Source organism: Phyllobacterium zundukense (genome assembly GCF_002764115.1).
Taxonomy (GTDB): domain Bacteria; phylum Pseudomonadota; class Alphaproteobacteria; order Rhizobiales; family Rhizobiaceae; genus Phyllobacterium; species Phyllobacterium zundukense.
Map to the genome: position 1 here is coordinate 3,175,330 of NZ_CP017940.1, position 25,731 is coordinate 3,201,060.

Genomic DNA, 25,731 nt, shown 5'->3' on the forward strand with positions numbered 1-25,731 from the left:
AATGATTCTGGCGATTTCACGCCGTAAACACACGCTTCGGCTTGAACTGGCCCTGTTCGATGAAACCGATCGCCAAAAGCTTGCCCTTGGCGGTCACGCAGGCCTCATCGGCTTCGACGGGCGCGTCGCGTCCACGCAGGATCACAGGGTTGCCCATGCGAATGCGGTGAGCCTGATCATCAGAGACGGCAACTTGGGGCAGGCTTTCCAGCGCTGCAACCGTATCGATCAGGAACGCATCCATGACCGAGAAACGCTCGGCGAGACGCTCATAGGAACGGTCTTCGCCTTCCTCTTCAGTCGGAACTGGCGGATGGGCAGCCTCGAGTTCCGCCAGCGTGACAAAATCGGACTCATTGAAGGGCGCAACCTCGATACGGCGCAAATCCGAAATATGGCCGTAACAGCCTAGATCCCGGCCCATATCGCGTGCGAGCGAGCGCACATAGGTGCCCTTGCCGCATTCGACTTCGAAGATCGCGGTCGAGGCATCCGGGCGTTCTACCAATTCCAGCCGGTCGATCTCGACTTCACGGGCAGGTATCTCGATCTCCTCGCCGCCGCGTGCCAGATCATAGGCACGCTCACCAGCGATCTTGATCGCCGAGAATTTGGGCGGAATCTGCTGGATGACGCCCGTATATTTGGGTAGCAACGCCGTGATAGCCGCTTCATCCGGACGGTTATCCGATGTTACGGTTACTTCGCCTTCGAGATCATCTGTCGTACGCTCAGCACCCCAGGCGACGGTAAAGCGATAGATCTTCGTACCGTCCATAACATAGGGAACAGTCTTGGTGGCCTCACCGAGGGCAATCGGCAGCATGCCCGATGCCAGGGGATCAAGCGTACCGGCATGGCCTGCCTTTTCAGCCTTGAACAGCCATTTGATCTTGGAAACGGCTTCTGTCGATCCCATGCCTTTCGGCTTGTCGAAGATCAGCCAGCCGGAAACCGGACGGCCCTTTTTCTTGCGCTGTCTTGTCATTTATTATCGGCCATTCAATCGTTGCCGTCGCCGTGGCCTGGAACATCCCCCGGATTCGGATCGCCACCATCATCATCCTCATCATCAGTGAGGTCGCGCGTCACTTCGGGCTTGCGCAGGAGCGCGTCGATCTTGGCGTAATTGTCGAAGCTCGTGTCGATGCGGAAACGGAATTCCGGCATATATTTCATCTGCTTGAGGTAAGTGGCCGCACGGCCCCGAATGAACTTCGAATGCTTGTTCAAGGCACTGATAACACCCTCGCTGTCCGCAGCACCGATCGGCGATACAAAACAGGTGGCAATTCTCAGATCGTTCGACATGCGCACTTCTGAAATGGCAACAACAGCATTTACCAGTGTGTCATCACGAACATCACCGCGCTGGAGTACTTGGGAAACCGCGTGGCGCACCTGCTCACTGACGCGCAACTGGCGTTGAGAGGGGCCGGATGATGAAGCAGAACGAGCCATTATTGTTATATCCAAATAAGGGAGATGCCGCCTTATCTCCCCCTTTGCGGGGGAGAAAGCGATTTCAGCATCTTGAGCTCTTCGCTCAAGTGCTAGAAATCGCCAGAGAGGGGATAATAATTATTGTAAAAAATCCCCTCACTTGGCTTTTCTAAGGATTTAGCAAGAACTAAATCCAAGAAAATCCTTTCTCTCCCACAAGGGGAGAGATAAGGGCAGTGTTAGAGCGTGCGGGTCACATGTTCGACGCGGAAAGCCTCGATCGTATCGCCTGCGCGCATATCGTCGTAGTTCTCAAACGCCATACCGCATTCCTGGCCCGCCGGCACTTCGGAGACTTCGTCCTTGAAGCGCTTGAGTGTCTTGAGCTTGCCTTCGTGAATGACAACGTTGTCACGGATGAGGCGTACGCCTGCACCACGCTCAACCTTGCCTTCCGTAACCCGGCAACCGGCAACCTTGCCGACCTTGGTAATGTTGAAGACTTCCAGAATCTCCGCATTGCCGAGGAAGGTTTCGCGGCGCTCTGGCGAAAGAAGACCGGACATGGCCGCTTTCACATCGTCCACGAGATCGTAGATGATGTTGTAGTAACGGATTTCGATGCCTTCACGCTCGGCCAGATCACGCGCCTGCTTGTTGGCACGCACGTTGAAACCGATGATCGCGGCATTGGAAGCCTCGGCGAGCGCGATATCGCTTTCCGTGATACCACCGGCACCCGAATGAATGATGCGCGCGCGCACTTCGTCGGTTCCGAGCTTGTCCAGCGCGCCAGCAATGGCTTCGATCGAACCCTGCACGTCACCCTTGATGAGAAGCGGGAATTCCTTCAGGCCTGTTACCTGCAGCTGGCTCATCATCTGTTCGAGCGAACCGCGTGAACCGGCCTGCTTTGCCACAGCCTTTTCACGGGCAAGGCGTGTGCGGTACTCGGAAATCTCGCGTGCCTTGGCTTCGTTTTCGACGACGGCAAAGCGATCGCCAGCTTGCGGCGGACCCTGCAGACCAAGGACCTCGACCGGCGTCGCTGGTCCGGCTTCCTTCATGTTTTCGCCACGGTCATTGACGAGGGCGCGGACGCGGCCCCATTCGCTGCCTGCAACGATGATGTCGCCCGGATGCAATGTACCCTTCTGCACCAGAACGGTGGCAACCGAGCCGCGACCACGATCAAGCTTGGCTTCGATGACAACACCTTCGGCCGTACGCGTCGGATCGGCCTTCAGGTCGAGAATTTCCGCCTGAAGCAGGATAGCTTCGAGCAACTTGTCGAGGCCGACACCGGTCTTTGCCGAAACTTCGACGTCGAGTGTTTCACCGCCCATCGATTCCACGAAGACTTCATGCTGGAGCAGGCCGTTGCGGACCTTCTGTGCATCAGCCGAGGGCTTGTCGATCTTATTGATCGCGACGATGATCGGAACACCGGCCGCCTTGGCATGGTTGATCGATTCAATCGTCTGCGGCATGACACTGTCATCGGCAGCGACGACCAGAATGGCGATATCCGTTGCCTGCGCACCGCGGGCACGCATGGCCGTAAACGCGGCGTGGCCCGGAGTATCGATGAATGTGATCTTCTGGCCGTTCTGTTCGACCTGATAGGCACCGATATGCTGGGTAATGCCGCCAGCCTCGCCGGAAACAACATTGGCCTTGCGGATCGCATCGAGCAGCGAGGTCTTGCCGTGATCGACGTGACCCATGATGGTGACAACCGGCGGGCGCGACTCGAATGCCGCCTCATCGTCCTGCACGTTGAAGATACCCTCTTCAACATCGGACTCGGCAACGCGGCGGACCGTGTGGCCAAATTCCTCGGCGATCAGCTGCGCTGTATCGGCGTCGATCAGATCGCCCGGCTTCATCATCTGGCCTTCCTTCATCAGGAATTTGATGACATCGACCGAACGCTCGGCCATACGCTGAGCGAGTTCCTGGATGGTGATGGTTTCAGGTAGAATAACTTCGCGCGCGATCTTCTCGCGGCTCTCCTGCTGCATACCGCGCTTGAACTTCTCCTGGCGGCGGCGCATGGCGGATAGCGAACGGCTGCGGCCTTCATCATTGAGGGCGGAGCCCAATGTCAGCTTGCCACGGCGGCGTTCATCCTCACCTTTGACAACCTTAGGTGTACGGACTTCCGGCTTGGCTGGCGCAGCGCTGCCACCGCGACGCGCTCCGGCTGGGCCTCGGCGATCATCGTCCTCTTCAGCTGCATTCGGCCTGCGTACCGGCGCTTTCGCCGTTGCATCGTCGGCCGTCTTCACTTCAGGCTGCCGCTTGCGGGATTCTTCTTCCGCTTTGTGCTTGGCCTCGGCTTCCTTGCGCAGGCGTTCTTCTTCCTCAGCCTGACGGCGGGCGGAATCTTCACGCTCCTTGGCGCGCAACGCATCTTCTTCCGCACGGCGTGCAGCTTCAATGGCAGCCTTGGCGCGATCTTCCGCGTCGCGGGCCTTCGAACCTTCAAGCGCCTTGCGGCGCGCTTCGAGTTCGGCGGTCGAAAGCGTGTTCAGCACCATGCCAGAGCGATCATTCGAACGCTGGCCGGACGGACGGTAGGATTGTTGTGCCGGGCGCTGTTGCTGCGAAGGCGCAGATGGGCGTGTGCTTGGCTGAGCGGCAGGCGCAGCTGCGGCAGGCGCTGCCGGACGCGGCGCTGGAGCAGCTGTTGGCTGCGGTGCAGCAGCAGCCGGCTGTGGGGCAGGGCGCGCTGGCGCTGGCGCCGCTGCTGCGGGCGCAGGCGCTGCAACTGGCGATGGGGCCGGAGCCGGAGCCGCGACAACGGGAGGTGCAACCTCCGGCTTGTGGTCCGGCAGGCTGAACTTGCGCTTCTTGGTTTCAACGACAACAGACTTCGTACGCCCGTGGCTGAAGTTCTGGCGCACCGTGCTTTGCTCAACGCCGGGCCGCTTCAGGGTCAGGGTTTTCTTGTTGACGCCAAGCGTCTTGTCGTCTGTCGATTTTGTATCGCTCATTCCGTTTCCGTTTCCTTCGCGGCAGCTGCCGCTTTAGCGTCGGCCCGATCCGTGGGGCCATCGCGAAAATGCTGTAGCAGCCAGGCTCGTTTAACGAACCCGGCAGCTGCCGTTCCCTTGAGTACGGCAGCATGTATCACATTTACCCCACCCAATGCCAAATCCATTTCACTGCTTTCGAACAATGAAAGGGCGGGTATTTCCGGTCCGCCCGCATAAACAACCGAACGGCGGGCCTGGTCAAGTTTGCGGACGCCATCTTCCGCCGCTTCAAATGCGTGAAGAACGAGAGCAGCAGTGCCGTTGCGGATGGCAGCGTCCACTTTTGCGGCCCCTGTTACCACAACACCGGCCTTTCGCGCCAACCCAAAACTTCCGAGCGCTGATTTTGCAAGCATCTGGTCCACGACCAGCCCGAAATCTTCGGGAACAATGACATTGCTTTTCAAACCGCGCGGAAAGAGCTTTCGCTTGACCGCTTCATCAATATAACGCCGCTGGGCCTTCACCCAACACCCCCGGCCGGGAAGATTGCGCTTCAAATCAGCAACAATCGTCCCACCATCGGGGCCGGCGACGAACCGGATCATATCATCGACAGTACCGCTTTCACGCGTGACAATGCACGTCCTGTCGTTCATTTCCGGTTCCACGCCTTGATCACTCTTCATCATTTCCGCATGACCTTGTTCAAAAAATCATGCACTTCCAGGATCGAGCGTTAACCGGCGACCTCTTCATCTGCCTCTGCTTCAGGCTCGGCGGCAGCAAGATCTTCTTCTGTGATCCAGCCCGCCTTGAGGCGCGCGGCAAGAACCATCTGCTCGGCATCGGCGCGGCTGACTTCGAACGACGACAGGATGCCGGGATAGTTGATTGTCTCACCATCCTTGCGTTCACGCCAGCCCGTCAATTCATCAACCGCATATCCGGCGAAGTCTTCGATCGTCTTGACGCCGTCTTCGCCGACAGCCACGAGAATTGCATTCGTCATGCCCGGCAGATCACGAAGTTCATCGGCAACCCCCAATTCCTTGCGGCGGGCATCCCGTTCCTCTTCGATGCGGCCAAGATATTCCTGGGCGCGCTGCTGGATTTCTGTCGCCGTTTCCTCATCGAAACCATCGATGGAGGAAATGTCGTCGCTATCCACGTAGGCGATTTCTTCGACGCTTGCAAAACCTTCGGACGCAAGAACCTGGCCGACCATCTCGTCGACATCAAGCGCTTCCATGAAGAGGTTCGAGCGTTCGACGAATTCCTTCTGGCGTCGCTCGGACTCTTCCTGCTCGGTGAGGATGTCGATATCCCAGCCTGTGAGCTGCGAGGCCAGACGTACATTCTGACCCCGACGACCGATTGCAAGTGATAGTTGGTCATCCGGGACCACAACTTCAATACGCTCGGCGTCTTCGTCGAGAACAACTTTTGCAACTTCAGCAGGCTGAAGCGCATTGACGATGAACGAAGCGGGTTCTGGCGACCATGGAATAATGTCGATCTTTTCACCCTGCAACTCGCCGACAACGGCCTGAACGCGCGAACCGCGCATACCAACGCAGGCACCGACAGGATCGATCGAGGAATCACGGGAAATCACAGCAATCTTGGCGCGCGAGCCGGGATCGCGGGCGACCGACTTGATCTCGATGATGCCATCATAGATTTCCGGCACTTCCATGGTGAAGAGCTTTGCCATGAACTGCGGATGGGTGCGGCTCAGGAAAATTTGCGGCCCGCGCTGTTCGCGGCGCACGTCATAGACATAGGCGCGCACACGATCGCCGTAGCGGAAAGTTTCGCGGGGGATCAATTCGTCACGGCGTACGATGGCTTCACCGCGGCCAAGATCGACGATCACATTGCCATATTCCACGCGCTTGACGCTGCCGTTGATGATTTCACCGACGCGATCCTTGTATTCGTCATACTGACGATCACGCTCGGCCTCGCGCACCTTCTGCACGATGACCTGCTTGGCAGACTGGGCAGCGATACGGCCGAAATCCATCGGCGGCAGCTGGTCGGCGAGAAAATCGCCGGGCTGCGCATCGGGATTGCGGTCGCGAGCGGCGTCCATGCCGATCTGGGTGACCGGATCTTCCACCGTTTCGACCACTTCGAGCAGGCGCTGCAATTTGATTTCGCCGGTCTTCGCATTGATATCGGCGCGGATATTGGTTTCCTGGCCATAACGCGAGCGAGCGGCTTTCTGAATGGCATCGGCCATCGCCGCAATCACGATCTCGCGGTCAATCGACTTCTCGCGTGCCACCGCATCGGCGATCTGCAGAAGTTCTAGCCTGTTTGCACTGACTGCCATGTTCTTCTCCTTGGGTTCACCGCCACGCTTCTCCCGCGGGCGTATGAAATTCAATCCTGTTTTGTCTGTTCTTGCTCGGCGGCCGAAGCTTCTGCCTCGTCTGCGGAGCCTGCGCTGTCTTCCGGAATCCGGCCTTCGCGCAAATCCTTGTCGCGGCGCAGGGCATCGCGAATGAGATCATCCGTCAAAATAAGCCGCGCTTCCGAGATCATTTCGAACGGCACCTCGACGACAGGTTTGTCGCCATAGCTCGCCTGATCGCTCTCGACCGTCACGGCATCGCCGGTAACTTCAGCGATCCGGCCGCGAAACTTCTTGCGCCCATCGAGGACGGCGGACGTATCGATCTTGACGATATGACCGGTCCAGGTGACGAAATCCGATTTGCGAACCAGCGGACGGTCGATACCGGGCGACGACACTTCCAGATGGTAATGGCGGTCGATCGGATCCTCGACGTCCAGCACCGGGGACAATGTCCTGCTGACCAGTTCGCAATCCTCGACGGTCATTGTGCCGTCGTGGCGCTCGGTCATGATCTGCAAAGTCAGTCCATTGAGACCCGAAAGGCGAACACGCACCAGGCGAAAACCGATGGAGCCCAATACCGGCTCAATGATACCTGCTACACGGGCATCAACACCTGTTTCAGTGATAATCCGTTCTTCGAGCCCAGCGGAGGCCGTCTCGTGCTCTGTTTCAGCGCCGTCTGTCACGCAAATTTTTTCCCTGTTTCGGCCCCAAGAAACAAAAAAGAGCGGGACCGGTCTGGACCCACTCCTGTTCTATCGACCAAGAATATGACTTCTATATACCGAAATGACATGCAGGTTTCAAGCGCAGAGGTGAATTTCTGCCCGTTGTTTGCCGCTCGCCCATTGGGCAATGCATTTTCGCATAGCTGCCCTGCACTATCAGACCTAAACTTATGCGGGCATCTCTCCTATTTATGTTGCATCGCAGCATCATGCGAAAGGATAGAAAAATGACCAAGAGACATATTCCGACGAAGATCGGCCGCCTGCTCAACGTGTTCGGCAGCGCTGTGGCAGTTGCATCGGCAACGCGTATCGGCCATCCGCCGGTTGCTTCCGACCTGCGTGCCCTCGGCATCGATCCGGTCCAGTTCAGCACCATCCACCGGAACTAATCAGTCCCGGTGGACGACGGCTGAGCTGATCAGTCTTCACTCGCCGCCAGCGCCGAGAGCACCTTGCCTTTGCCGCGCGCGCGCATAATAAGCGGCACGACGACAGCGCAAACTGCAAGCACCAGCAGAATCACTGCTATGGGCGACCCGACGAGCACTGTCACATCACCCTGGCTGATCGCCAGTGCACGCCGCAACTGCTGTTCGGCCATCGGCCCCAAAATCAAACCGACAACGACCGGCGCGATCGGGTAGCCGAAGCGGCGCAAAATATATCCGAGCACACCGAACGCCAGCAGCATGCCAAGTTCGAACGTCGAAGGATTGGCGCCAATGGTACCGAGCGTGGCGAAGACGAGAATTCCCGCATAGAGCCAGTGCCGCGGGATCGACAGCAACCGCACCCAAAGTCCCACCAGCGGCAGGTTCAGAACCAGCAGCATGAAGTTTGCAACGAGCAAGCTGGCGATCAGGCCCCAGACGATCTGTGGATTGTTGGCAAACAGCAGCGGCCCGGGTTGAAGGCCAAATTGCTGGAATCCTGCAAGCATGATCGCAGCGGTTGCGCTGGTCGGCAGACCAAGCGTCAGCAGAGGAACCAGCGTTCCGGCAGCCGACGCGTTGTTGGCGGCTTCAGGTCCAGCAACGCCTTCAATGGCGCCATGGCCAAACTCTTCCGGCTTCTTCGCCAACTGCTTTTCCACCGAATAGGACAGGAACGTGCCGATCTCGGCGCCGCCAGCGGGCATCGCGCCAATCGGGAATCCGATGAACGTTCCGCGCAACCATGGCTTCCAGGAACGCGACCAATCCTCCCTGCTCATCCAGACCGAACCCTTGACCGGCTCAATCTTTTCTTCGCCGTACCGATGGGAGGCAGCAACGCTCAATGTCTCGCCGATCGCAAAGAGCGCGACCGCCAGCGTTGTGACTTCCACGCCGTCGAGCAGGTCCGGGATGCCGAACGCAAGGCGAGCCTGCCCGGTCTGAAGATCAATGCCAATCAGGCCAAGTGCCAGGCCGAGGAACAGCGCAGTCAGCCCACGCAACGTGGAATCGCCGAACGCCGCCGAAACGGTCATGAACGCCAGGATCATCAGGGCGAAATATTCCGCAGGTCCAAACGACAGTGCAAATTTGACGATGGTCGGAGCGATCAGCGCAAGCGCCATTGTCGCGATCAAACCGGCAACGAAGGAACCAATAGCCGCCGTTGCAAGTGCAGGACCACCCCGCCCAGCCCGCGCCATCTTGTTCCCCTCAAGGGCAGTGACGATCGAAGAGCTCTCGCCCGGTGTATTCAACAGGATCGACGTGGTTGAGCCGCCATACATGCCGCCGTAGTAGATACCCGCGAACATGATAAGCGATCCGCCAGGATCAAGCTTATAGGTGACGGGAAGCAGCAGTGCGACTGTAAGTGCTGGTCCGATGCCTGGAAGAACACCGACAGCAGTGCCCAATGTCACGCCAACCAAAGCATAAAGCAGGTTGAGCGGCTGCATCGCGACGGCGAAACCATGTGCCAATAAGGTAAAACTATCCATAGCGGGATCCAGAGCCTTCCCTTAAATGAGACGTTCGAGCGGTCCGGCCGGGAGCGACAACTGCAGCCCCTTGGCGAAAATGACCCAGACGATGAATGACAGAACGATGCCGATCGGAATCGTCATCCACAACGGGCCCTTGCCAAAAGCGCGCGCAGTGGCGGCAAACAGCAGTGCGGTCGCGATGGCAAAGCCAGTGATATGGAGGAGCAGCATCTGAGCGGCCAGGCCGCCGATGACCCAGATAACAGGCTGAATTTCCTGTTCTTCGCGTTCGGGAAAATCGCCGCGCATCGCTTCGAAGGCCGTCCAGATCGCCAGGACAAACAAACATCCAGCAATGGTATAGGGAAACGCCGACGGACCGATTCTCGTCGCGCTTCCGCCATGGGCCGTTGCCGTGCTGTAAACGATGACCGCCGCAAGTATCGCAATAACGGCGGCAATGACCAGCGCCGCCCTGTCGGGGCGGCGCTCTTCGGAAGACGGTGACTCTTGCGTCATTTTACGAGGCCAATATCTTTCAGGATTGCCGATGTTGCTTCGGTATCCTTTGCCAGCTGTGCCTTGAATGCGTCGCCAGCGAGGTAAGTGTCAGCCCAGCCCTTGGCCTTGAGCTGATCCTGCCAGCTCTTCGACTTCACCAGCTTTTCAACGTCGGCGCCGATTGCCGCTTCCTGCTCCGCGGAAATGCCGGGGGCAGCAGCGACCATGCGCCAGTTCTGGATGGAAACGTCAACGCCAGCTTCCTTGAAGGTCGGAGCATCGATGCCTTCGACCTTGGCATCGCTCGAAATGCCGATGATGCGCAGGGCCCCCGACTTGATCTGCGATTCGAATTCGCCATAACCGGAAATGCCGACTGTAACCTGGCCACCAAGGATAGCAGCCAATGCTTCGCCGCCACCGGAGAAGGCGATGTAATTGACCTTCGTCGGGTCAACTCCTGCGGCCTTTGCGATCAGGCCAGCAGTGATGTGGTCGGTACCACCTGCAGAACCACCACCCCACGATACGGCGCCTGGATCGGCTTTCAGCTTCTCGACGAGGTCGGCCATGGACTTGATCGGCGACGCGGCTGGAACGACCAGCGCTTCAAACTCGCCGGTCAGACGCGCAATCGGCGTAACCTGATCGAGTGTGACCGGCGAGGCATTGGTCAAGATCGCGCCGACCATGACATAGCCGCCAACGATGAGCTGCGATGGATCACCCTTGGCCGAGTTGGCAAACTGCGCGAGGCCAATCGTACCACCGGCACCCGGCACATTGACGACCTGAACGCTGCCGGAGATTTTCTCGTCCTGCAGGGCGGTCTGGATTGTGCGCGCGGTCTGGTCCCAACCGCCGCCTGGAGCTGCAGGAGCCATGATCTTGTAGTCGGCGGCAAAAGCCTGACCGGACAGAACCATCGCTCCGGCAGCAACGAAAGCAAGCAACATCTTACGCATTCTGGAAGTCCTCCCATGACGGCCATCGGCCATCGATTTTTGATAGGTCTCTGAAGAAGCGGGAAGGTGCCGAAAGTCAAAGCTGGTTGGCAAACGAAACCAAACCCCAGACTTGACGATATGAATGTATGGACAGCCTCCCAGCAGTCTCCTCATCCGTAAAATGATACTAGAAAACTGTCAGGAAGCTGTCACGCGAAATGCAAAACAAATTGAAGGGGAGCAGAGATACGTCCTAACGCCGCAGGAACGTCAGATAGGCGCCGATCCTGCCTTCACGATGCGCCTTTTGTTCGTAGCGCGTGCCGGGCCATGCCTCATAGGGCGTGTGCCAATCGGCTGAAGTCTCGGCTTGCCATTCGAATTCGTCGTGGGCACGGCAATGCTGCAGTGTCCAGTTCACATAAGTATCGATATCCGAGGCAAAACGGAAACGGCTTCCTGATTTCAGGACCCGGGCAAAGCGGTCGAGATTTTTTTGGCTGACGAAGCGGCGCTTCCAGTGTTTCTTCTTCGGCCAGGGGTCCGGGTAGAACAGATCGATGCCGTCCAACGAAGCAGCCGGTAGCCAGTCGAGTACCTGCGTTGCGTCGTCATCGTAGAGGCTGATGTTCTGCAAGGGATTTTCGTGCAGATCGACAACCAGCTTCGCCATGCTGTTGACGAAAGGCTCGACGCCGATAAATCCGGATTTGGGGCAGCGCGATGCTTCATGCAACAGATGCTCACCGCCGCCAAAGCCGATCTCCATCCGCACCACCTCGACCTCCGCAGTAAACAGACTGCGAAGGTCGGCGGGTGCCGGTGTGGTCAGATCGAGTTTGAGCAGCGGCAGCAATTCATCGCGGATCGAACGCTGCATAGGGCGCAGCGTCTTACCGCTTCTTCTGCCGAAGAATGCTTCCGTAGAACGTTCGCGCCTTGGTTCACTCATGGGCATGGATGCAATGGCCGCTCAAGCGGCCAGAGCGGACTTCAGCTGCTTTGCCAGATCGGTCTTCTCCCAGGAGAAGGAACCGTCACGGCCCGGCTTGCGGCCAAAATGACCATAGGCGGACGTCTTGGCGTAGATCGGCTTGTTGAGGTCGAGGTGTTTGCGGATGCCGGTAGGCGAAAGATCCATGACCTTGCGCAGGGCAGCTTCGACCGCATCCTCCTTCACGTTACCCGTTCCGTGCAGGTCAACGTAAACCGAAAGAGGCTGGGCGACACCGATCGCATAGGAAAGCTGGATCGTGCAACGGTCGGCAAAGCCGGCGGCAACGACGTTCTTTGCAAGGTAGCGTGCAGCATAAGCGGCAGAACGGTCGACCTTGGTTGTGTCCTTGCCGGAAAACGCGCCGCCGCCATGGGGAGCTGCACCACCATAGGTGTCGACAATGATCTTGCGGCCGGTCAGGCCGGCATCACCATCCGGACCGCCGATGACGAACTTGCCGGTCGGGTTGATGTACCAGACGCAATCGTCGGCAATCTTCAGGTCGCCCAGAGCTTCACGAATGTAAGGCTCGACAACCTTGCGAACCTTCGTGGAATCCCAGCTCGCATCGAGATGCTGTGTCGACAGAACGATCTGCGTGGTTTCGGCTGCAACGCCATTGATGTAGCGGACTGTGACCTGGCTCTTGGCATCCGGTCCAAGTTTGCCGGCATCGCCTTCACCCTTGTGACGGGCAGCAGCCAAAAGCTCGAGAATCTTGTGGGAGTAATAGATCGGAGCAGGCATGAGGTCCGGTGTTTCACGGCAGGCATAACCGAACATGATGCCCTGATCGCCCGCACCTTCTTCGCCCTGGCGATCGGCCGCATTGTCGACGCCCTGTGCAATGTCCGCGGACTGCGGGTGCAAGAGGACCTCGATCTTCGCGGTCTTCCAGTTGAAGCCGTCCTGCTCATAGCCGATATCGCGAATGGCACGGCGGGCAGCCGCGCGGAACCGCGATGGATTGATCACCGGATGGCCCTTGGCATCCTTGATCACCACACCGCTCTTGTCCTTCTTCAGAAGCGTGTCCGGCACACGCACCTCACCGGCGATTACAACGCGGTTGGTGGTTGCCAGGGTTTCGCAAGCGATACGCACAGTCCACGGATCAACACCCGTCTTCTTTGCCTCTTTATAGATCATGTCTACGATTTCATCGGAAATGCGGTCACAGACCTTGTCTGGATGACCCTCCGATACAGACTCACTGGTAAAAAGATATGAACTGCGTGTCACGGGGAACCCCTCTTGAAAGCAAACGAACACCCGCCCGGCAAAGCCCGGGCGGAGCTGCGTAGTCTTTGCCAAGGTCGAGAGGATCAGTCAATTGCTTTCATTTTCAAACAATCGGCACTTTGAGAATTTTTTTCTAAAGCTCGGGACGAGCCTGCAGCGATCAGGAGCGTTTCAGTCGATTATTCTTCCTCGTCACCCAATGTGCGCACGAGGTCGAGAATCTTCCGCCTGATCTTGGCATCCGTTATCTTTGCGAATGCGCGAGCGAGCTGGATGCCCTCCGAGCTGTTTAGAAAGCCGACGACATAGGTGGTCTCGCTCTCTTCATCGAATCCCTTTGGTTTGTCGGACTGGCCGGGCATGTCGTCAAAGAAAAAGGTGACCGGCACGTTGAGAATGTTGCCGATGGCCTGCAATCGGCTGGCGCCGACACGGTTCATACCCTTTTCGTATTTCTGGATTTGCTGAAATGTTATTCCAAGGCTGTCACCAAGCTTTTCCTGGCTCAAACCGATCATGTTGCGTCGCAATCGAATCCGCGCTCCGACGTGCACGTCTACTGGATTAGGTCTCTTTTTATTATCAGACATGAAAATCTCATTCGTATGAAATGGGGCTGAAAATGAATTTTATCACCAATATATCAACGGGCCAAATATGGCGTTATTCGACAGGGCAACGTCAGAAATGTCAACCAACCCTTGTCCTCTGGCGCAAAAAATACGCCAGCGTTGCAATCAGAACCATGCCAATTACAACCCAGAATTGATACCAACGAGAATCTTCGCTCAGCGGTAGCTGCACCTTCCCAGGAAGCGTCACATCCACCACGCCGACAGCGTCAAGTGCGAGTGCGTCGATGATTCGACCGTAGGGATCGACAACGCCGGAAAGGCCATTATTGGCCGCCCGAACAAGGGGGAGTCCCTGCTCAACTGCGCGCAACTGCGCCTGCCGGAAGTGCTGGTAGGGACCGGGTGTGTCGCCATACCATGCGTCGTTGGTTACATTGACGATCGCATCTGCCGGGGGACCTTGATAGGCCATTTCGGCCGGGAAAATTGCTTCGTAGCAGATCAGCGGCAATGCATTGAAGCCGTCCAGGACCGGAAGCGAGCGCCGGGTCGTCGCGGCAGTAAATCCGCCCGGCAATTCAACGACTTCGCTGACGCCAAGTTTGCGCAGAATACTCTCCAGCGGCACGTATTCACCAAAAGGAACGAGATGAACCTTGTCCGCGGCACCAGTAATTTCGCCATCGCTATCGATGGCATAAATCGAATTATAGTAGAGCGGGTCTTCGTTGCCGCTCGGCTCCTCCATGCGGATAGCACCCGCAAGCAGAACCTGTCCGTCCTTCAGCACATCGGCAATGCTCTTCAGCGCTTCCGGCGCCTTTGTCAGGATGTAGGGAACCGAGGTTTCCGGCCAGATGATTACCTGAGGCTGGGGCTTACCATCCTTCGGTGCTTCTCCGGTCATGGCAAGGAACTTATCGAAGATGCCCTGCCGGGCATTGGCGTCCCATTTGAGGTCCTGGGCAATCGACGGTTGTACGATGCGAACCTGCGGCCCCTTGGCTTCGACCGTGGCGGTCCCGAGGCGATAGACACCGAACCCGACATGAGCGCAGACCAGGATAAGGGCAAGAACCAGGCCGGTCTTCAGATCGCGGCGATCCGCAAACAAGGCCGGCATGGCAAAGACGATAACGGCCAGCGCATTCATCCCCATTAATCCGACAATGATGGACGATTGCATCAGCACCGGCACCGGCATGGCTGCATAACCTACGGCATTCCACGGGAAGCCGGTAAGGACAAAGGACCGCAACCATTCGGCCATGCCGAAACCAAAGGCAAGAGCCAGAACACGGCCAAGGCCATCACTCCAAAACAGGCGGGCGAGTGCAGCGGCAAAAGCATAAAAGAAGGCAAGTAAGGCAGGCACGCCTAAAACGGCGAAGGGAATGGCCCAGGCAAAATTTTCCGCATCCACAAGCAGCGCGTTACCGATCCACCAGAGGCCGAAGACGAAATAACCAAAACCGAACCACCAGCCAACCATGGCAGCGGGCAGCAATCGGCGGACTGGACCGGAGCCAGCATTGTCGACGGCGCCGTCGATCAGCCAGACGAGGACCGGGAACGAAATAAAACAAACGGCAAAAAAGTCATAGGGAGGAAGCGCGAAGCTCGCCAGCGCTCCCATGAGGAAGGCCAGAGCAACACGTTTCCAGCCTGACAGGAGAATGACCTTGCCGGCCAGCCGTTGGATCATGCCATGCCCCACCACTTCTGATTTCTTCTCAGTCTTAAAGGGTGAGACTTGCGCCAATCATTCGTCCGTTTCCGCCGGCTCGTCAGCCACGCCTTGCCGCGTCCCCCGGGGGCGACGTTCGGCATGGCGCAAGGGCACGATCCGAACCTTGCGTATACGGCGAGGATCGGCTTCCAGCACGTGGAACTCATACCCAGGTACAGCCTGCACCATCTCGCCACGTACCGGAATGCGTCCGAGAATCGAAAAGATCAGCCCGCCAACGGTATCGACATCCTCGCCATGTTCACCAATGACAAATCCGGAGCCGATTTTTTCCGAGACTTCATCCAGATCGGCCCGGGCATCGGCGATAAACACGCCTTCCGGCTCTTCGACGATCATCACTTCATCGTCGTCATGTTCATCCTCGATGTTGCCAACGACCATTTCCACGATATCTTCCAGCGAAACCAGACCGTCGGTCCCGCCATATTCGTCGATGACCAGGGCAATCTGAATGCGTTGCGCCTGCATGCGCCCCATCAGGTCGCTCGCAAGCATCGATGGGGGTACGAAGAGAACCGGCCGCATCAGGCTCAATTCGGAAATCGTCCTGGTGAGATCGACGTTGGAAAGATTGAACTTCGCGGTAACCGGCGCCTTCGGCGTGCGCGCGGCCGACTTGCGCGGCGCTTTCACCCTCGAAATCTTGGTGATGTGATTGACGACATCACGGATGTGCACCATGCCGCGCGGATCATCCAGCGTTTCCGCAAAGACCGGCATGCGCGAATGGCCAGACTTCTCGAACATTTCCAGAAGGTCGCCGAGCGTCGTGGTGATGTCCACCGCTTCGATATCGGCACGCGGGATCATCACATCCTCGACCCGCAATTCGCGCAGACGCAGGATATTGTGCAGCATGGCGCGTTCTTCGGGCGAAAACGCCGCGTCGCCATGATGATCCTCTGCCAGCGCCGCATCGAGGTCTTCCCTGAGGGATGTTCCCGGGCGAGCGCGCAGAAATGGAAAAAGGGTAGAAAGAAGCGAGCGCTTTTCTTGGCCTTGCGCTCTGGTGATACTTTGCCCTTCGGCATCACTCTCCTGCCCGGCTATTCCCCTGGAGGGTGCGGCAGGATCGTTCTGGTGCGACGTGTCAGACATGGTCCTCAATCGAATTGATCGTCAATGACGGATAGCGCATATGGGTCCGGGATTGCAAGGCGCCCCAGAATTTTGCGCTCCAGTCCTTCCATCTCCTCCGCCTCGGCTTCGGTCAGGTGATCATAGCCGAGTAGATGCAGAAATCCATGGACGATGAGATGCATCAGGTGGTGATCGAAGGGTTTGTCCTCATCGACCGCTTCGCGCTCCACCGTTTCCCGGGCAATGACGATATCGCCAAGCATGGGCCCCGGCTTCTGACCGGGTTTCAAGGTGAACGCCGGAAACGACAGGACGTTGGTCGGCTTGTCCTTGTCGCGCCAGTCATTGTTGAGTTCCTTGATCGCCGCGTCATCGGTAAAGACCAGGCTGAGCTCGCTCTCGGGCTGATCGCCCCGGTCAAGTTCTTCCCACGCAGCGGAAATGGCACTGGTCGACAATTGCCGAAGGCTGGACTCAGCCGCCCAGCCTTCCGCTTCAACCAATATGTCGATATCAATCACGGTGGTGTCGCCAAGCTCTAGGGCTTGGCGCCTTCCTTGTCATAGGCCCGGACTATTGCCGCGACGAGCGGATGACGCACCACGTCAACGTCCGTGAACCGGACGGTGACGATGCCGCTCACACCGTCGAGGATCCTCAGCGCTTCCACGAGGCCGGATTTCTGGCCGGGCGGCAAGTCGATCTGGCTCGGATCGCCCGTGATGATCATACGTCCGTTTTCGCCGAGACGCGTCAGGAACATCTTCATCTGCATGGCCGTCGTGTTCTGCGCTTCATCGAGAATGATCGCCGAATGGGCCAGCGTGCGGCCACGCATGAACGCGAGCGGTGCAATTTCGATAACGCCGGCAGCGATCGCCCGCTCGACCTTGTCAGCGGGCATCATATCGTAGAGCGCATCGTAAAGCGGACGCAGATAGGGATCGACCTTTTCCTTCATGTCGCCGGGAAGGAAGCCGAGGCGTTCGCCCGCTTCCACTGCCGGACGCGAGAGGATGATCCGGTCTACAAGCCCGCGTTCGAGGAGCATCGCCGCATGAGCGACTGCAAGATAGGTCTTGCCTGTACCGGCCGGCCCGACACCGAACACGAGTTCCGAGCGGTCAAGCGCGCGCATATAGGCGTCCTGCGTCGGCGTGCGGGCAAAGATCGTCTTCTTGCGGGTCGATATCTGGGCGGCAGCCATCTTGCTCTTGTTTTCCATTGTGGGGAGCGTCAACTGATCGTCGGCGGCAATCGCCATGCGCAACGCACCATCGACATCGGACGCGGAAATGTCATGGCCCTTCTGCAATTGTTCGTAGAGCTGGTCGAGTGCCCTGCGCGCCTGTTCGGTGGCGCCTGGCTCACCGCGAATGGCGAGCTGGTTGCCTTTTGAGCGAACATCGACACCCAATTTCTGCTCAATACGGGCAAGATTTTCATCAAACTGGCCGAACAGCGCACTCGCCAGCCGGTTGTTATCAAATGTCAGTACGATATGCGCCAGATCCGAGGCTCCCGAGGGAGCGGGTTTCAGTTTTTCGGTGGCGTTCAAACGGCTCTCCTAAAAAAGTGTTCAGCCTTTTATATAGTCCCACTGCTCGCCGAGTTCATCTCCCGAACACCAATCAGACTGTTGGTCCCGGTGTCGATGATTCGCACATTGATAATGTCGCCGATTCCACCGCCGTGTACATCTATAATTACAGGTTGTAACCAGGGAGATCGCCCGACCATCTGGCCGGACACCCTTCCGGCCTTTTCAATCAGCACATCCATGGATTTTCCGATAAGGCTGCGCTGGAAAGCGTATTGCTGTTCACTGAGCAGTGCTTGCAGACGCTGCAACCTCTCATCCTTCACCGCTTCCTCGACATGATTGTCCATATCGGCGCCCGGCGTGCCGGGGCGCGGGGAATATTTGAACGAATAGGCCGCGGCGTAGGTGACATCGCGCACGATCTGCATTGTCGCCTCGAAATCTGCTTCCGACTCGCCCGGAAAGCCGACGATGAAGTCACCTGATAGTGCGATATCCGATCGGGCGCTGCGAATGCGTTCGATCAGGCGCAGATAATCAGCGCCGGTATGTTTGCGGTTCATCGCCTTGAGAATGCTATCGGAACCCGACTGAACCGGCAGATGCAGGTAAGGCATAAGCATATCGAGGTCACGATGCGCATTGATCAGCGTGTCGTCCATGTCGCGCGGATGACTGGTTATATAGCGCAGGCGTGCAATGCCCGGAATTTCAGCCAATCGATAGAGAAGCTCACCCAATCCCCATTCACGGCCATCCGCGCTCATCCCATGCCAGGCGTTGACATTCTGGCCAAGCAGCGTCAGTTCGCGCACGCCCGCATCAGCAAGCTTTTCCGCTTCTTTCAGAATTTGCGCCACGGGTCGCGATACTTCCGAACCACGGGTATACGGCACCACACAGAAGGTGCAGAACTTGTCGCAGCCCTCCTGCACGGTCAAAAACGCAGTGACGCCGCGGCTTCTCGTTTGTTCTTTTGCCGGTGCAGGCAAGTGCTCGAATTTATCTTCGATCGCATATTCGGTCTCGACGACGCGTTCGCCCTGACGCACGCGGGCCAGCGCCTGCGGCAGCCGGTGATAGGTCTGCGGACCGACCACCAGGTCGACGACCGGGGCTCGGCGCGTAATCTCGTCGCCTTCAGCCTGCGCGACACAGCCGGCAACGCCGACAGTCAGCTCGCGGCCCTCTTTCGCTCGCGCATCCTTCATCTTGCGCAGACGTCCCAGCGCCGAATAAAGCTTTTCCGAAGCTTTCTCGCGAATATGACAGGTATTGATCAGCACCAGATCGGCATCATCGGCCGTATCGGTCGGACTATAACCCTCAGCCGCGAGGCTGTCGGTCATGCGCTGGCTGTCATAGACATTCATCTGGCAGCCATAGGTCTTCACATAGACCTTGCGCGTGTTGGCAAGCGCAGGCGAATGCGTCTGGGATCCGGCAGTGCTGTCCGGCTTATGATTGATGCTGATATCGTCCATGGGCAGGCTTCTAAAGGTTTTTGGTGCCGTTGAGAATAGCCTCGTCGCTGCTTTCCGCTGGGCCGCTGACAGAATCACGGCCCATCAGCGAAGATTGAACCATCGCGCGTACCCGGGCTTCCATCGTCCGCGCCAAAGCCTTGCGGTCGCTTTTGCCGTCGATAACAACGGGTTCGCCGAACCACACGTCGACATCGACAGCACCCTCCTTCAGAAGGCCGACCAGGCTTGGTCCGAGTGGTACGTCGCCCGGCCAGGCGACGATTGGCCGATGAACGCGGCCCATCGGCATGCCGTGAACGCGCGTATAGGCGATTGCCACTGGCTGTACGGTGACTGTATCCACATCGGTTTCGCGAATTGCCACCTGCGCAGCGCCGAAAAGCGATGTCTTGAATGGCAGAACGCGATTGCCGTCGGAGGTTGTGCCCTCGGCGAACAAGACCATGGCATCGCCTGCAGCAAGGCGCGTTGCAATTACACTGGCCTGTTGATGGGTCTTGCCGCGCTTCTCCCGCTCAATAAAAACCGTACGCTGCAGTTTGGCGAGCATGCCAAACAGCGGCCAATTTGCCACTTCAGCCTTTGCTATGAAGGCCATTTCACGCAAGGAGCCAAGGATGACAATGTCGGTCCACGATGTGTGATTGGCGGCAAGCAGAAGCGGGCGGCCCTCTGCCATTTCCCCATGCAAATGGATACGGAAACCGAGCAGGCGCCTTACGATCCTATGGAAGAGGATCGGCGTGGTCGTGCGCAAACCCAATCCAGTCTTCAAAAATAGATACTGCAAAGGTACGAGGAAAAGAATGGTGAGGACAAACGCCGTCGCCATCACAGTGAAACGCAACCAGGCCATCATGTCAGCGCCCCGGCTTCAGATCGCGGCGCATCGTCAAGGCCGCCGAGCGTCCTTTGGCCGTTTCGTAATAACCGGGACGCTTTCCAACCTGCTTGAAACCAAGCCTGCGGTAGAGCGCCAAGGCCGCCTTATTGAGCTCGTCAACTTCCAGAAAGAGCATGCTGGCACGGGCATTATGCAGATGGCGGAGCGTTGCATCCATCAGCGCATGGCCAAGACCCTTACGCTGCGCCTGGGGTGCGACGGCGATCGTCAGAATTTCTGCTTCGTCCATCACAAGCCGCGCCAGCACGAATCCGCCAGGTTGCGCCTTGCGATTGCCCACTTCCCTGGCGATGAACCCGAACACATTATCCTCAACCAGCAGGGCATGAAAATCGTCATCGCTCCACGGTTGACGGAAGGTCAGGCCGTGGATGGCAGCGAGGTTTGCGGCGTCAGCGCGAACGAGCGGTTCGATGACGAAACTACGCGGCCGCAGATTATCGAAAGGAAAGCCGATCATTCCGTGACCTTCCTCTTCAGGACAAAGCCTTGCTGTGGCTTTACGTCGAGGCCACGGAGATAAAGCGGCTTTGGCGCTTCTTCGTCGGCGGCGTGCAATGCACCAAGCCGGGCGAAGGCTTCGATGCTGCCGGTTGCTGTCGTTACAGCGATGTCGAGCAGTCGATCCAGCTTCTCGTTGATGAGCTGCGCACCGGAACCCGCAAGGACAAGACCAGGGCCACGCTCCGCCAATTGTTCGAGAATTAGTGGCAGTGCCGTCACCATGGGCTCTGATTGCGCTGATCCGTCCCCGCCGAAGAATTGCGCGTAGAGTTCATCACGGCGCGCATCGATGATCGACAGAATTGGGCTGCCCGGGACCAGTTTCGCTGCATCATAGGCCAACGCCTCGAGCGTGCTGATGCCAACTACCGGGCATTTCAAGGCAAGTGCGAAACCACGTGCCGTCGATACTCCCACGCGGACGCCGGTGAATGAGCCAGGGCCAACGCTGACGGCGATCTTGCCGGTATCGGTAATGGAAACCCCGGCCGCCGCCATCGCCTGTTCTATCACCGCCATCAAGCGCTCGGCATGCCCCTTGCCGATATCTTCGCTCATCTCTGCCAGGACAGTCCCGGTTTCGACATCGAGAATGGCAACCGAACAGAGATTGGCAGCGGTATCAAGCGCAAGCAGTTTCATGCGCCATCGCCTAAACAAGAATCAGCCAGCAAACAAGTGGCGCAAAGCACAACTGCCCTTATCAATGCAATTCCCGGCACAGTTTCAATTGCGCGGCTACTCCCGCCAATCGTTTGTCCCGTGTCAACAATGTCGCCCTCTGACCCGAAAATGGTTTATCGATACGGAAGTATCGATGAGGATCATGTAGCCCGTTTAGGCCGACGGCGTGGCACCGGTTTGAGGTCCGGTTCGCTGCCGCCCAATAGAGCTAAACGACGAGCGCTCTCCCGCTCGACAAGCGCTTTCAGCGCGGCTCGCACGAGTGCGCTTTTTTCGCTCAACCCGGTCAAAGCCTGCGCCTCCGCGAGCAAGTCGTCATCTATTGCAAGTGTGGTACGCATTCATTCATCCTTTTCCAGGCATGAAATTTGGCATCATATGATGCCCGTATCAATGCGCCGTTAGTTGAAGCATCGATCTAGCCTGGCTGACCATGACCTGAGAGAACCTGCGCCGCACCGCGCAGGCCGTTGCGAAAGGCATTATCGAAACCAACACCGCGGATTTGCCAATGATATGTCTTCCCCAGTGAGTTCAACCGCCAGTCTGCGACCCAACCGAGCGCCCTGTCACTCCAGGTCAAGGTTCCGGCCAATGCGACATCGCTATCTCGAGCTTGGATTTCACTGCTCTGGCCCTTTAGTGCCAGTTGCGCCTGTGTTGGCAATGCCATCCGCAAACCGACCCGATCGGCTGCCGCTGCAAGCGCGGTACGCATGTCCGGATCATGATCGCTATCGCTGACCAACGCGAAGTTGTCCTTTCTTCCGTGCACAGCAAGGAAAACAATGACACGCGGCCGGGGCGATAACCACGGCTGCCGCCCAAGCAATTGCAAAGCTGCATCGATTTTTGCCTTGTCGAAATCGACGGTAAGATCATGGGGGTCTGTCGTAGGAGCCCTGTTCATCATGTATCGGAATGCCCGACATACGGTCCCGATACTGGAAATTCGCAACAAACCCGGCGGCTTGCCGGGTCAGCCCGACAACCTTGGGGTCTCCGATCAGCCGCGGATCGCCGGAAACCTTGACCAGAACATCTTCCAGACACTGCGCCAGACCGATGGCCCTGTTTGCCTCTCCTTGACCGGAGACGACTGCCTGTGACCGATAGAGATCGGAACCAGAAGCACCTGCCAAGCTGCATCCGTAAAAAAATGCGATCACAAGCGCGCCGACAAAGCGGCCAAACATTTCTATACGGCTCATCTGGTTCGAGTCCCTCGCTTGTCGATTGATCAGTAAACCTACCAGAATAAGCGCCTCAGGAAATCGGGCAGTTGCCTGCAATCACCTTGAAGCTCTTGGCGGCAAGTTCCTTGCCCGACAGATCGCGCAGCGAGATGGTCCATGCTCCGGAGACCAGTTCGAAATCCCTTTCGAAAACCCAGCCGGCATAGCGCTGCTGCTGAACGGCGCTGTCGGGCCAGCTGCTTTTTTGCATCGAACGTCCATCCGGTGTCCTGATCAGCGGATGCAGGACCACCACGGAGATCGGGAGCACGCCGGTATCCCCGATATCGGAGGCCTCATAAAGAACGCCGAAACTTGTGCCGATGCAGGCATGAATGTTCTCGGTTCGCGTGACGTTGACTGGCCCCTCAACCAGCCGGTTCAATCCCGTCGGTGTATCGGGCGATACTTCGGATCCGACCTCCTTGGCGCTGGTCAGTCCCCAGTCGACAATCTCGATCGCGGGCGTTTCCTCCTGCGCCGTCGCCAGCCCCGTGTTTCCCACCATCAATGAAATGAGAAGAACGAGATATCTGGCGCGGCGAAAGGTGGCCATTTGTGCTGATCAGGCTGCGGCCTGCCTGGCTTTCAGTTCCAGCCGACGCCGGTGAAGGACTGGTTCCGTATAGCCGTTCGGCTGTTCGCGGCCCTTGAAAACGAGATCGCAGGCAGCCTGGAAGGCGATGGAACCGTCGAAATCCATTGCCATTGGCTGGTAGAGCGGATCGCCCGCATTCTGCTTGTCGACCACTGACGCCATTCGTTTCAGGGTTTCAAGCACTTGCGCCTCTGTGGCGACACCATGATGCAGCCAGTTGGCGATGTGCTGGGCGGAGATGCGTAGCGTGGCACGGTCCTCCATCAAGCCGACATTGTTGATGTCCGGAACCTTGGAACAACCGACGCCCTGATCGACCCAGCGTACAACATAGCCGAGAATTCCTTGCGCATTGTTGTCGAGTTCACGCTGGATATCCTCAGGCGTCCAGTTGGGGCGCGAAGCGACCGGCACCGACAGGATGTCGCTGAGCTTTGCCCGGCCACGCACCTTCAACCCCGCCTGCACCTCGGCGACATTGACTTTATGATAATGGGTAGCGTGCAAAGTCGCAGCGGTCGGCGATGGTACCCAGGCGGTGTTGGCGCCAGCCTTGGGATGGGCGATTTTCTGCTCGAGCATTGCGGCCATCAGGTCGGGCATGGCCCACATGCCCTTTCCGATCTGCGCATGGCCGGAAAGTCCGCATTCGAGGCCGACATCGACGTTCCAGTTTTCGTAGGCGCCGATCCAGGAGGCCTGCTTCATGTCGCCCTTGCGGATCATGGGGTCGGCTTCCATGGAGGTGTGGATTTCATCGCCGGTGCGATCGAGGAATCCGGTGTTGATGAAGACGACTCGCTCCTTGGCGGCGCGAATTGCTTCTTTCAGGTTCACCGTCGTGCGGCGTTCCTCGTCCATGATACCCATCTTGATCGTATTGGGTTGCAAACCGAGCAATGTCTCGACACGCCCGAACAACTCGGAGGCGAATGCGACCTCTTCCGGACCATGCATTTTCGGCTTCACCACATACATGGAACCGGCGCGCGAATTCATGTGCCGTCCGCCCGGCCCGATATCATGGAGGGAGGCCAAAGCGGTGATCGCCGCATCCATGATGCCTTCCGGTATCTCATTGCCGTTCTTGTCGAGAATGGCCGGATTGGTCATCAGGTGGCCCACGTTACGCACCAGCATCAGCGAACGGCCAGGCACTGTCAGTGGCTTGCCATCCTTGCCGGTATAGTCGCGGTTGGCATTGAGCTTGCGCGTGACTGTCTTGCCGCCCTTATCGAATGTGTCTTCGAGATCGCCGTTCATCAGACCGAGCCAGTTGCGATAGACAACCACTTTGTCCTCGGCATCGACCGCGGCAACGGAGTCCTCGCAATCCTGGATCGTCGTCAGAGCGGATTCCAGCATGACATCGGCAATGTGGGCAGGATCGCTCTTGCCGATCGGATGGTCGGCGTTGACGACAATCTCGACATGCAGGCCATTCTTGACCAGCAGGATTGCGGTCGGAGCCTTGGCATCGCCGCGATAACCCGCAAACTGGCCTTCGTCCTTGAGTGCAACCGATCTACCGTTGGCGCTCAGGACGAGTTTCTGATTTTCAACACCAAGACCGGCAACATCCGCCCAGCTCGCGCCATCGAGCGGCGCGCTTTCATCCAGAAATGCTTTGGCCCAGGCAATAACCTTGGCGCCACGCACGGGATTGAACGCCTTGCCCTTTTCAGCGCCGCCCTCTTCCGGAATGGCATCCGTGCCGTAGAGCGCATCATAGAGTGACCCCCAGCGGGCATTGGCGGCGTTCAGCGCGTAACGGGCATTCATCACCGGAACAACGAGCTGCGGGCCGGCAGTCACCGCGATTTCCGGATCGACATTGCTGGTGGATACGGAAAATGCGCCGCCTTCGGGCAGCAGATAACCGATCTCCCTCAGGAAGGTTTCATATTCTTCCTGGCTATAGCCGGAGTTGCGCTTCTCCCTGTAAAAATCGTCCAGCTTTTGCTGAAAAGCATCGCGTTTTTGCAGCAATTCTCGATTCCTGGGCGCCAGATCATCAATAATCTGCGCAAATCCTGCCCAGAATTGTGCGGCATCGATACCGGTTCCGGGAATAGCTTCGTTGACCACAAAGTCGTGGAGCTTCTTCGCCACCTGCAACCCGTTGATTTCGATACGCTCGCCCATGATCGGTTCCTTCAAGATTTTCGTCATCCTACCCTTGAACACATCGGAGCATTCCGCGTCAATTCATCAATAGTGAACAGGATTTATGC

26 protein-coding genes are annotated in these 25,731 nt (G+C 57.8%); 1 reads left to right on the forward strand and 25 read right to left on the reverse strand.

The window, feature by feature from the left end:
* Positions 1-16: 16 nt before the first annotated feature.
* The 6 genes from truB to rimP form a co-directional block, all read right to left on the reverse strand.
* Entirely contained in the window at positions 17-988 is a 972-nt protein-coding gene (gene truB, locus BLM14_RS15935) for a tRNA pseudouridine(55) synthase TruB (protein WP_100000296.1), read from the reverse strand.
* Between the two features lie 14 nt (positions 989-1,002).
* A complete protein-coding gene (gene rbfA / locus BLM14_RS15940) occupies positions 1,003-1,461 on the reverse strand; it encodes a 30S ribosome-binding factor RbfA (RefSeq protein ID WP_100000297.1) in 459 nt (152 codons plus the stop codon).
* 221 nt (positions 1,462-1,682) lie between these two features.
* Positions 1,683-4,442, reverse strand: coding sequence for a translation initiation factor IF-2 (infB, locus tag BLM14_RS15945; RefSeq protein ID WP_100000298.1), 2,760 nt, complete (start codon positions 4,440-4,442; stop codon positions 1,683-1,685).
* Complete coding sequence (locus BLM14_RS15950) at positions 4,439-5,083, reverse strand: RNA-binding protein (protein WP_418314187.1); 645 nt, start codon at positions 5,081-5,083, stop codon at positions 4,439-4,441. The genes infB and BLM14_RS15950 overlap by 4 nt, the downstream gene beginning before the upstream one ends.
* A gap of 80 nt (positions 5,084-5,163) precedes the next feature.
* Entirely contained in the window at positions 5,164-6,765 is a 1,602-nt protein-coding gene (gene nusA, locus BLM14_RS15955; protein WP_100000299.1) for a transcription termination factor NusA, read from the reverse strand.
* 50 nt (positions 6,766-6,815) lie between these two features.
* Positions 6,816-7,481 carry a ribosome maturation factor RimP gene (gene rimP / locus BLM14_RS15960; protein WP_100000300.1) on the reverse strand — a complete coding sequence of 222 codons (666 nt, stop codon included), beginning with the start codon at positions 7,479-7,481 and terminating at the stop codon, positions 6,816-6,818.
* A 269-nt stretch (positions 7,482-7,750) separates the two neighbouring features.
* Between rimP and BLM14_RS31565 the strand changes: the two genes are divergently transcribed.
* Entirely contained in the window at positions 7,751-7,915 is a 165-nt protein-coding gene (locus tag BLM14_RS31565) for a hypothetical protein (RefSeq protein ID WP_165788439.1), read from the forward strand.
* A 29-nt stretch (positions 7,916-7,944) separates the two neighbouring features.
* Here the strand turns inward: BLM14_RS31565 and BLM14_RS15965 are convergent, their stop codons facing one another.
* From BLM14_RS15965 to BLM14_RS16055, 19 genes are all read right to left on the reverse strand, one after another.
* Complete coding sequence (locus BLM14_RS15965) at positions 7,945-9,462, reverse strand: tripartite tricarboxylate transporter permease (RefSeq protein WP_100000301.1); 1,518 nt, start codon at positions 9,460-9,462, stop codon at positions 7,945-7,947.
* Positions 9,463-9,483: 21 nt separating this feature from the next.
* Positions 9,484-9,966 (reverse strand): tripartite tricarboxylate transporter TctB family protein, encoded by a 483-nt coding sequence (locus BLM14_RS15970; protein WP_100000302.1) that lies wholly within the window; start codon positions 9,964-9,966, stop codon positions 9,484-9,486.
* On the reverse strand, positions 9,963-10,913 hold the full coding sequence (locus BLM14_RS15975; protein WP_100000303.1) for a Bug family tripartite tricarboxylate transporter substrate binding protein: 951 nt from the start codon (positions 10,911-10,913) through the stop codon (positions 9,963-9,965). Before BLM14_RS15975 ends, BLM14_RS15970 begins: the two co-directional genes overlap by 4 nt.
* A 235-nt stretch (positions 10,914-11,148) precedes the next feature.
* On the reverse strand, positions 11,149-11,847 hold the full coding sequence (gene trmB / locus BLM14_RS15980) for a tRNA (guanine(46)-N(7))-methyltransferase TrmB (RefSeq protein ID WP_100001387.1): 699 nt from the start codon (positions 11,845-11,847) through the stop codon (positions 11,149-11,151).
* Between the two features lie 21 nt (positions 11,848-11,868).
* A complete protein-coding gene (metK, locus tag BLM14_RS15985) occupies positions 11,869-13,134 on the reverse strand; it encodes a methionine adenosyltransferase (protein ID WP_100001389.1) in 1,266 nt (421 codons plus the stop codon).
* A 179-nt stretch (positions 13,135-13,313) separates the two neighbouring features.
* Entirely contained in the window at positions 13,314-13,724 is a 411-nt protein-coding gene (locus tag BLM14_RS15990) for a helix-turn-helix domain-containing protein (protein WP_100000304.1), read from the reverse strand.
* 100 nt (positions 13,725-13,824) lie between these two features.
* On the reverse strand, positions 13,825-15,414 hold the full coding sequence (gene lnt, locus BLM14_RS15995; protein ID WP_100000305.1) for an apolipoprotein N-acyltransferase: 1,590 nt from the start codon (positions 15,412-15,414) through the stop codon (positions 13,825-13,827).
* Positions 15,415-15,471: 57 nt separating this feature from the next.
* Positions 15,472-16,560, reverse strand: coding sequence for a hemolysin family protein (locus BLM14_RS16000; RefSeq protein ID WP_100000306.1), 1,089 nt, complete (start codon positions 16,558-16,560; stop codon positions 15,472-15,474).
* A 5-nt stretch (positions 16,561-16,565) separates the two neighbouring features.
* A complete protein-coding gene (gene ybeY, locus BLM14_RS16005) occupies positions 16,566-17,063 on the reverse strand; it encodes an rRNA maturation RNase YbeY (RefSeq protein WP_100000307.1) in 498 nt (165 codons plus the stop codon).
* A gap of 17 nt (positions 17,064-17,080) precedes the next feature.
* Positions 17,081-18,100 (reverse strand): PhoH family protein, encoded by a 1,020-nt coding sequence (locus BLM14_RS16010; protein WP_237143387.1) that lies wholly within the window; start codon positions 18,098-18,100, stop codon positions 17,081-17,083.
* 29 nt (positions 18,101-18,129) lie between these two features.
* Positions 18,130-19,569 (reverse strand): tRNA (N6-isopentenyl adenosine(37)-C2)-methylthiotransferase MiaB, encoded by a 1,440-nt coding sequence (miaB, locus tag BLM14_RS16015; RefSeq protein ID WP_100000308.1) that lies wholly within the window; start codon positions 19,567-19,569, stop codon positions 18,130-18,132.
* Positions 19,570-19,579: 10 nt separating this feature from the next.
* Positions 19,580-20,431 carry a lyso-ornithine lipid O-acyltransferase gene (gene olsA, locus BLM14_RS16020; protein ID WP_100000309.1) on the reverse strand — a complete coding sequence of 284 codons (852 nt, stop codon included), beginning with the start codon at positions 20,429-20,431 and terminating at the stop codon, positions 19,580-19,582.
* A gap of 1 nt (position 20,432) precedes the next feature.
* Positions 20,433-20,936, reverse strand: a complete 504-nt coding sequence (rimI, locus tag BLM14_RS16025; RefSeq protein WP_100000310.1) for a ribosomal protein S18-alanine N-acetyltransferase — start codon at positions 20,934-20,936, stop codon at positions 20,433-20,435.
* Positions 20,933-21,622, reverse strand: a complete 690-nt coding sequence (gene tsaB, locus BLM14_RS16030; RefSeq protein ID WP_100000311.1) for a tRNA (adenosine(37)-N6)-threonylcarbamoyltransferase complex dimerization subunit type 1 TsaB — start codon at positions 21,620-21,622, stop codon at positions 20,933-20,935. Before tsaB ends, rimI begins: the two co-directional genes overlap by 4 nt.
* Before the next feature lie 182 nt (positions 21,623-21,804).
* On the reverse strand, positions 21,805-22,005 hold the full coding sequence (locus tag BLM14_RS16035) for a type II toxin-antitoxin system VapB family antitoxin (protein ID WP_100000312.1): 201 nt from the start codon (positions 22,003-22,005) through the stop codon (positions 21,805-21,807).
* Between the two features lie 77 nt (positions 22,006-22,082).
* Positions 22,083-22,577 carry a DUF2066 domain-containing protein gene (locus BLM14_RS32370; protein ID WP_100000313.1) on the reverse strand — a complete coding sequence of 165 codons (495 nt, stop codon included), beginning with the start codon at positions 22,575-22,577 and terminating at the stop codon, positions 22,083-22,085.
* Positions 22,543-22,875: a DUF2066 domain-containing protein gene (locus BLM14_RS32375; protein ID WP_100000314.1), complete on the reverse strand. Its 333-nt coding sequence runs from the start codon at positions 22,873-22,875 to the stop codon at positions 22,543-22,545. Before BLM14_RS32375 ends, BLM14_RS32370 begins: the two co-directional genes overlap by 35 nt.
* Before the next feature lie 55 nt (positions 22,876-22,930).
* Complete coding sequence (locus tag BLM14_RS16050; RefSeq protein ID WP_100000315.1) at positions 22,931-23,455, reverse strand: DUF3859 domain-containing protein; 525 nt, start codon at positions 23,453-23,455, stop codon at positions 22,931-22,933.
* 9 nt (positions 23,456-23,464) lie between these two features.
* Complete coding sequence (locus BLM14_RS16055) at positions 23,465-25,642, reverse strand: malate synthase G (protein WP_100001392.1); 2,178 nt, start codon at positions 25,640-25,642, stop codon at positions 23,465-23,467.
* Positions 25,643-25,731 lie beyond the last annotated feature (89 nt).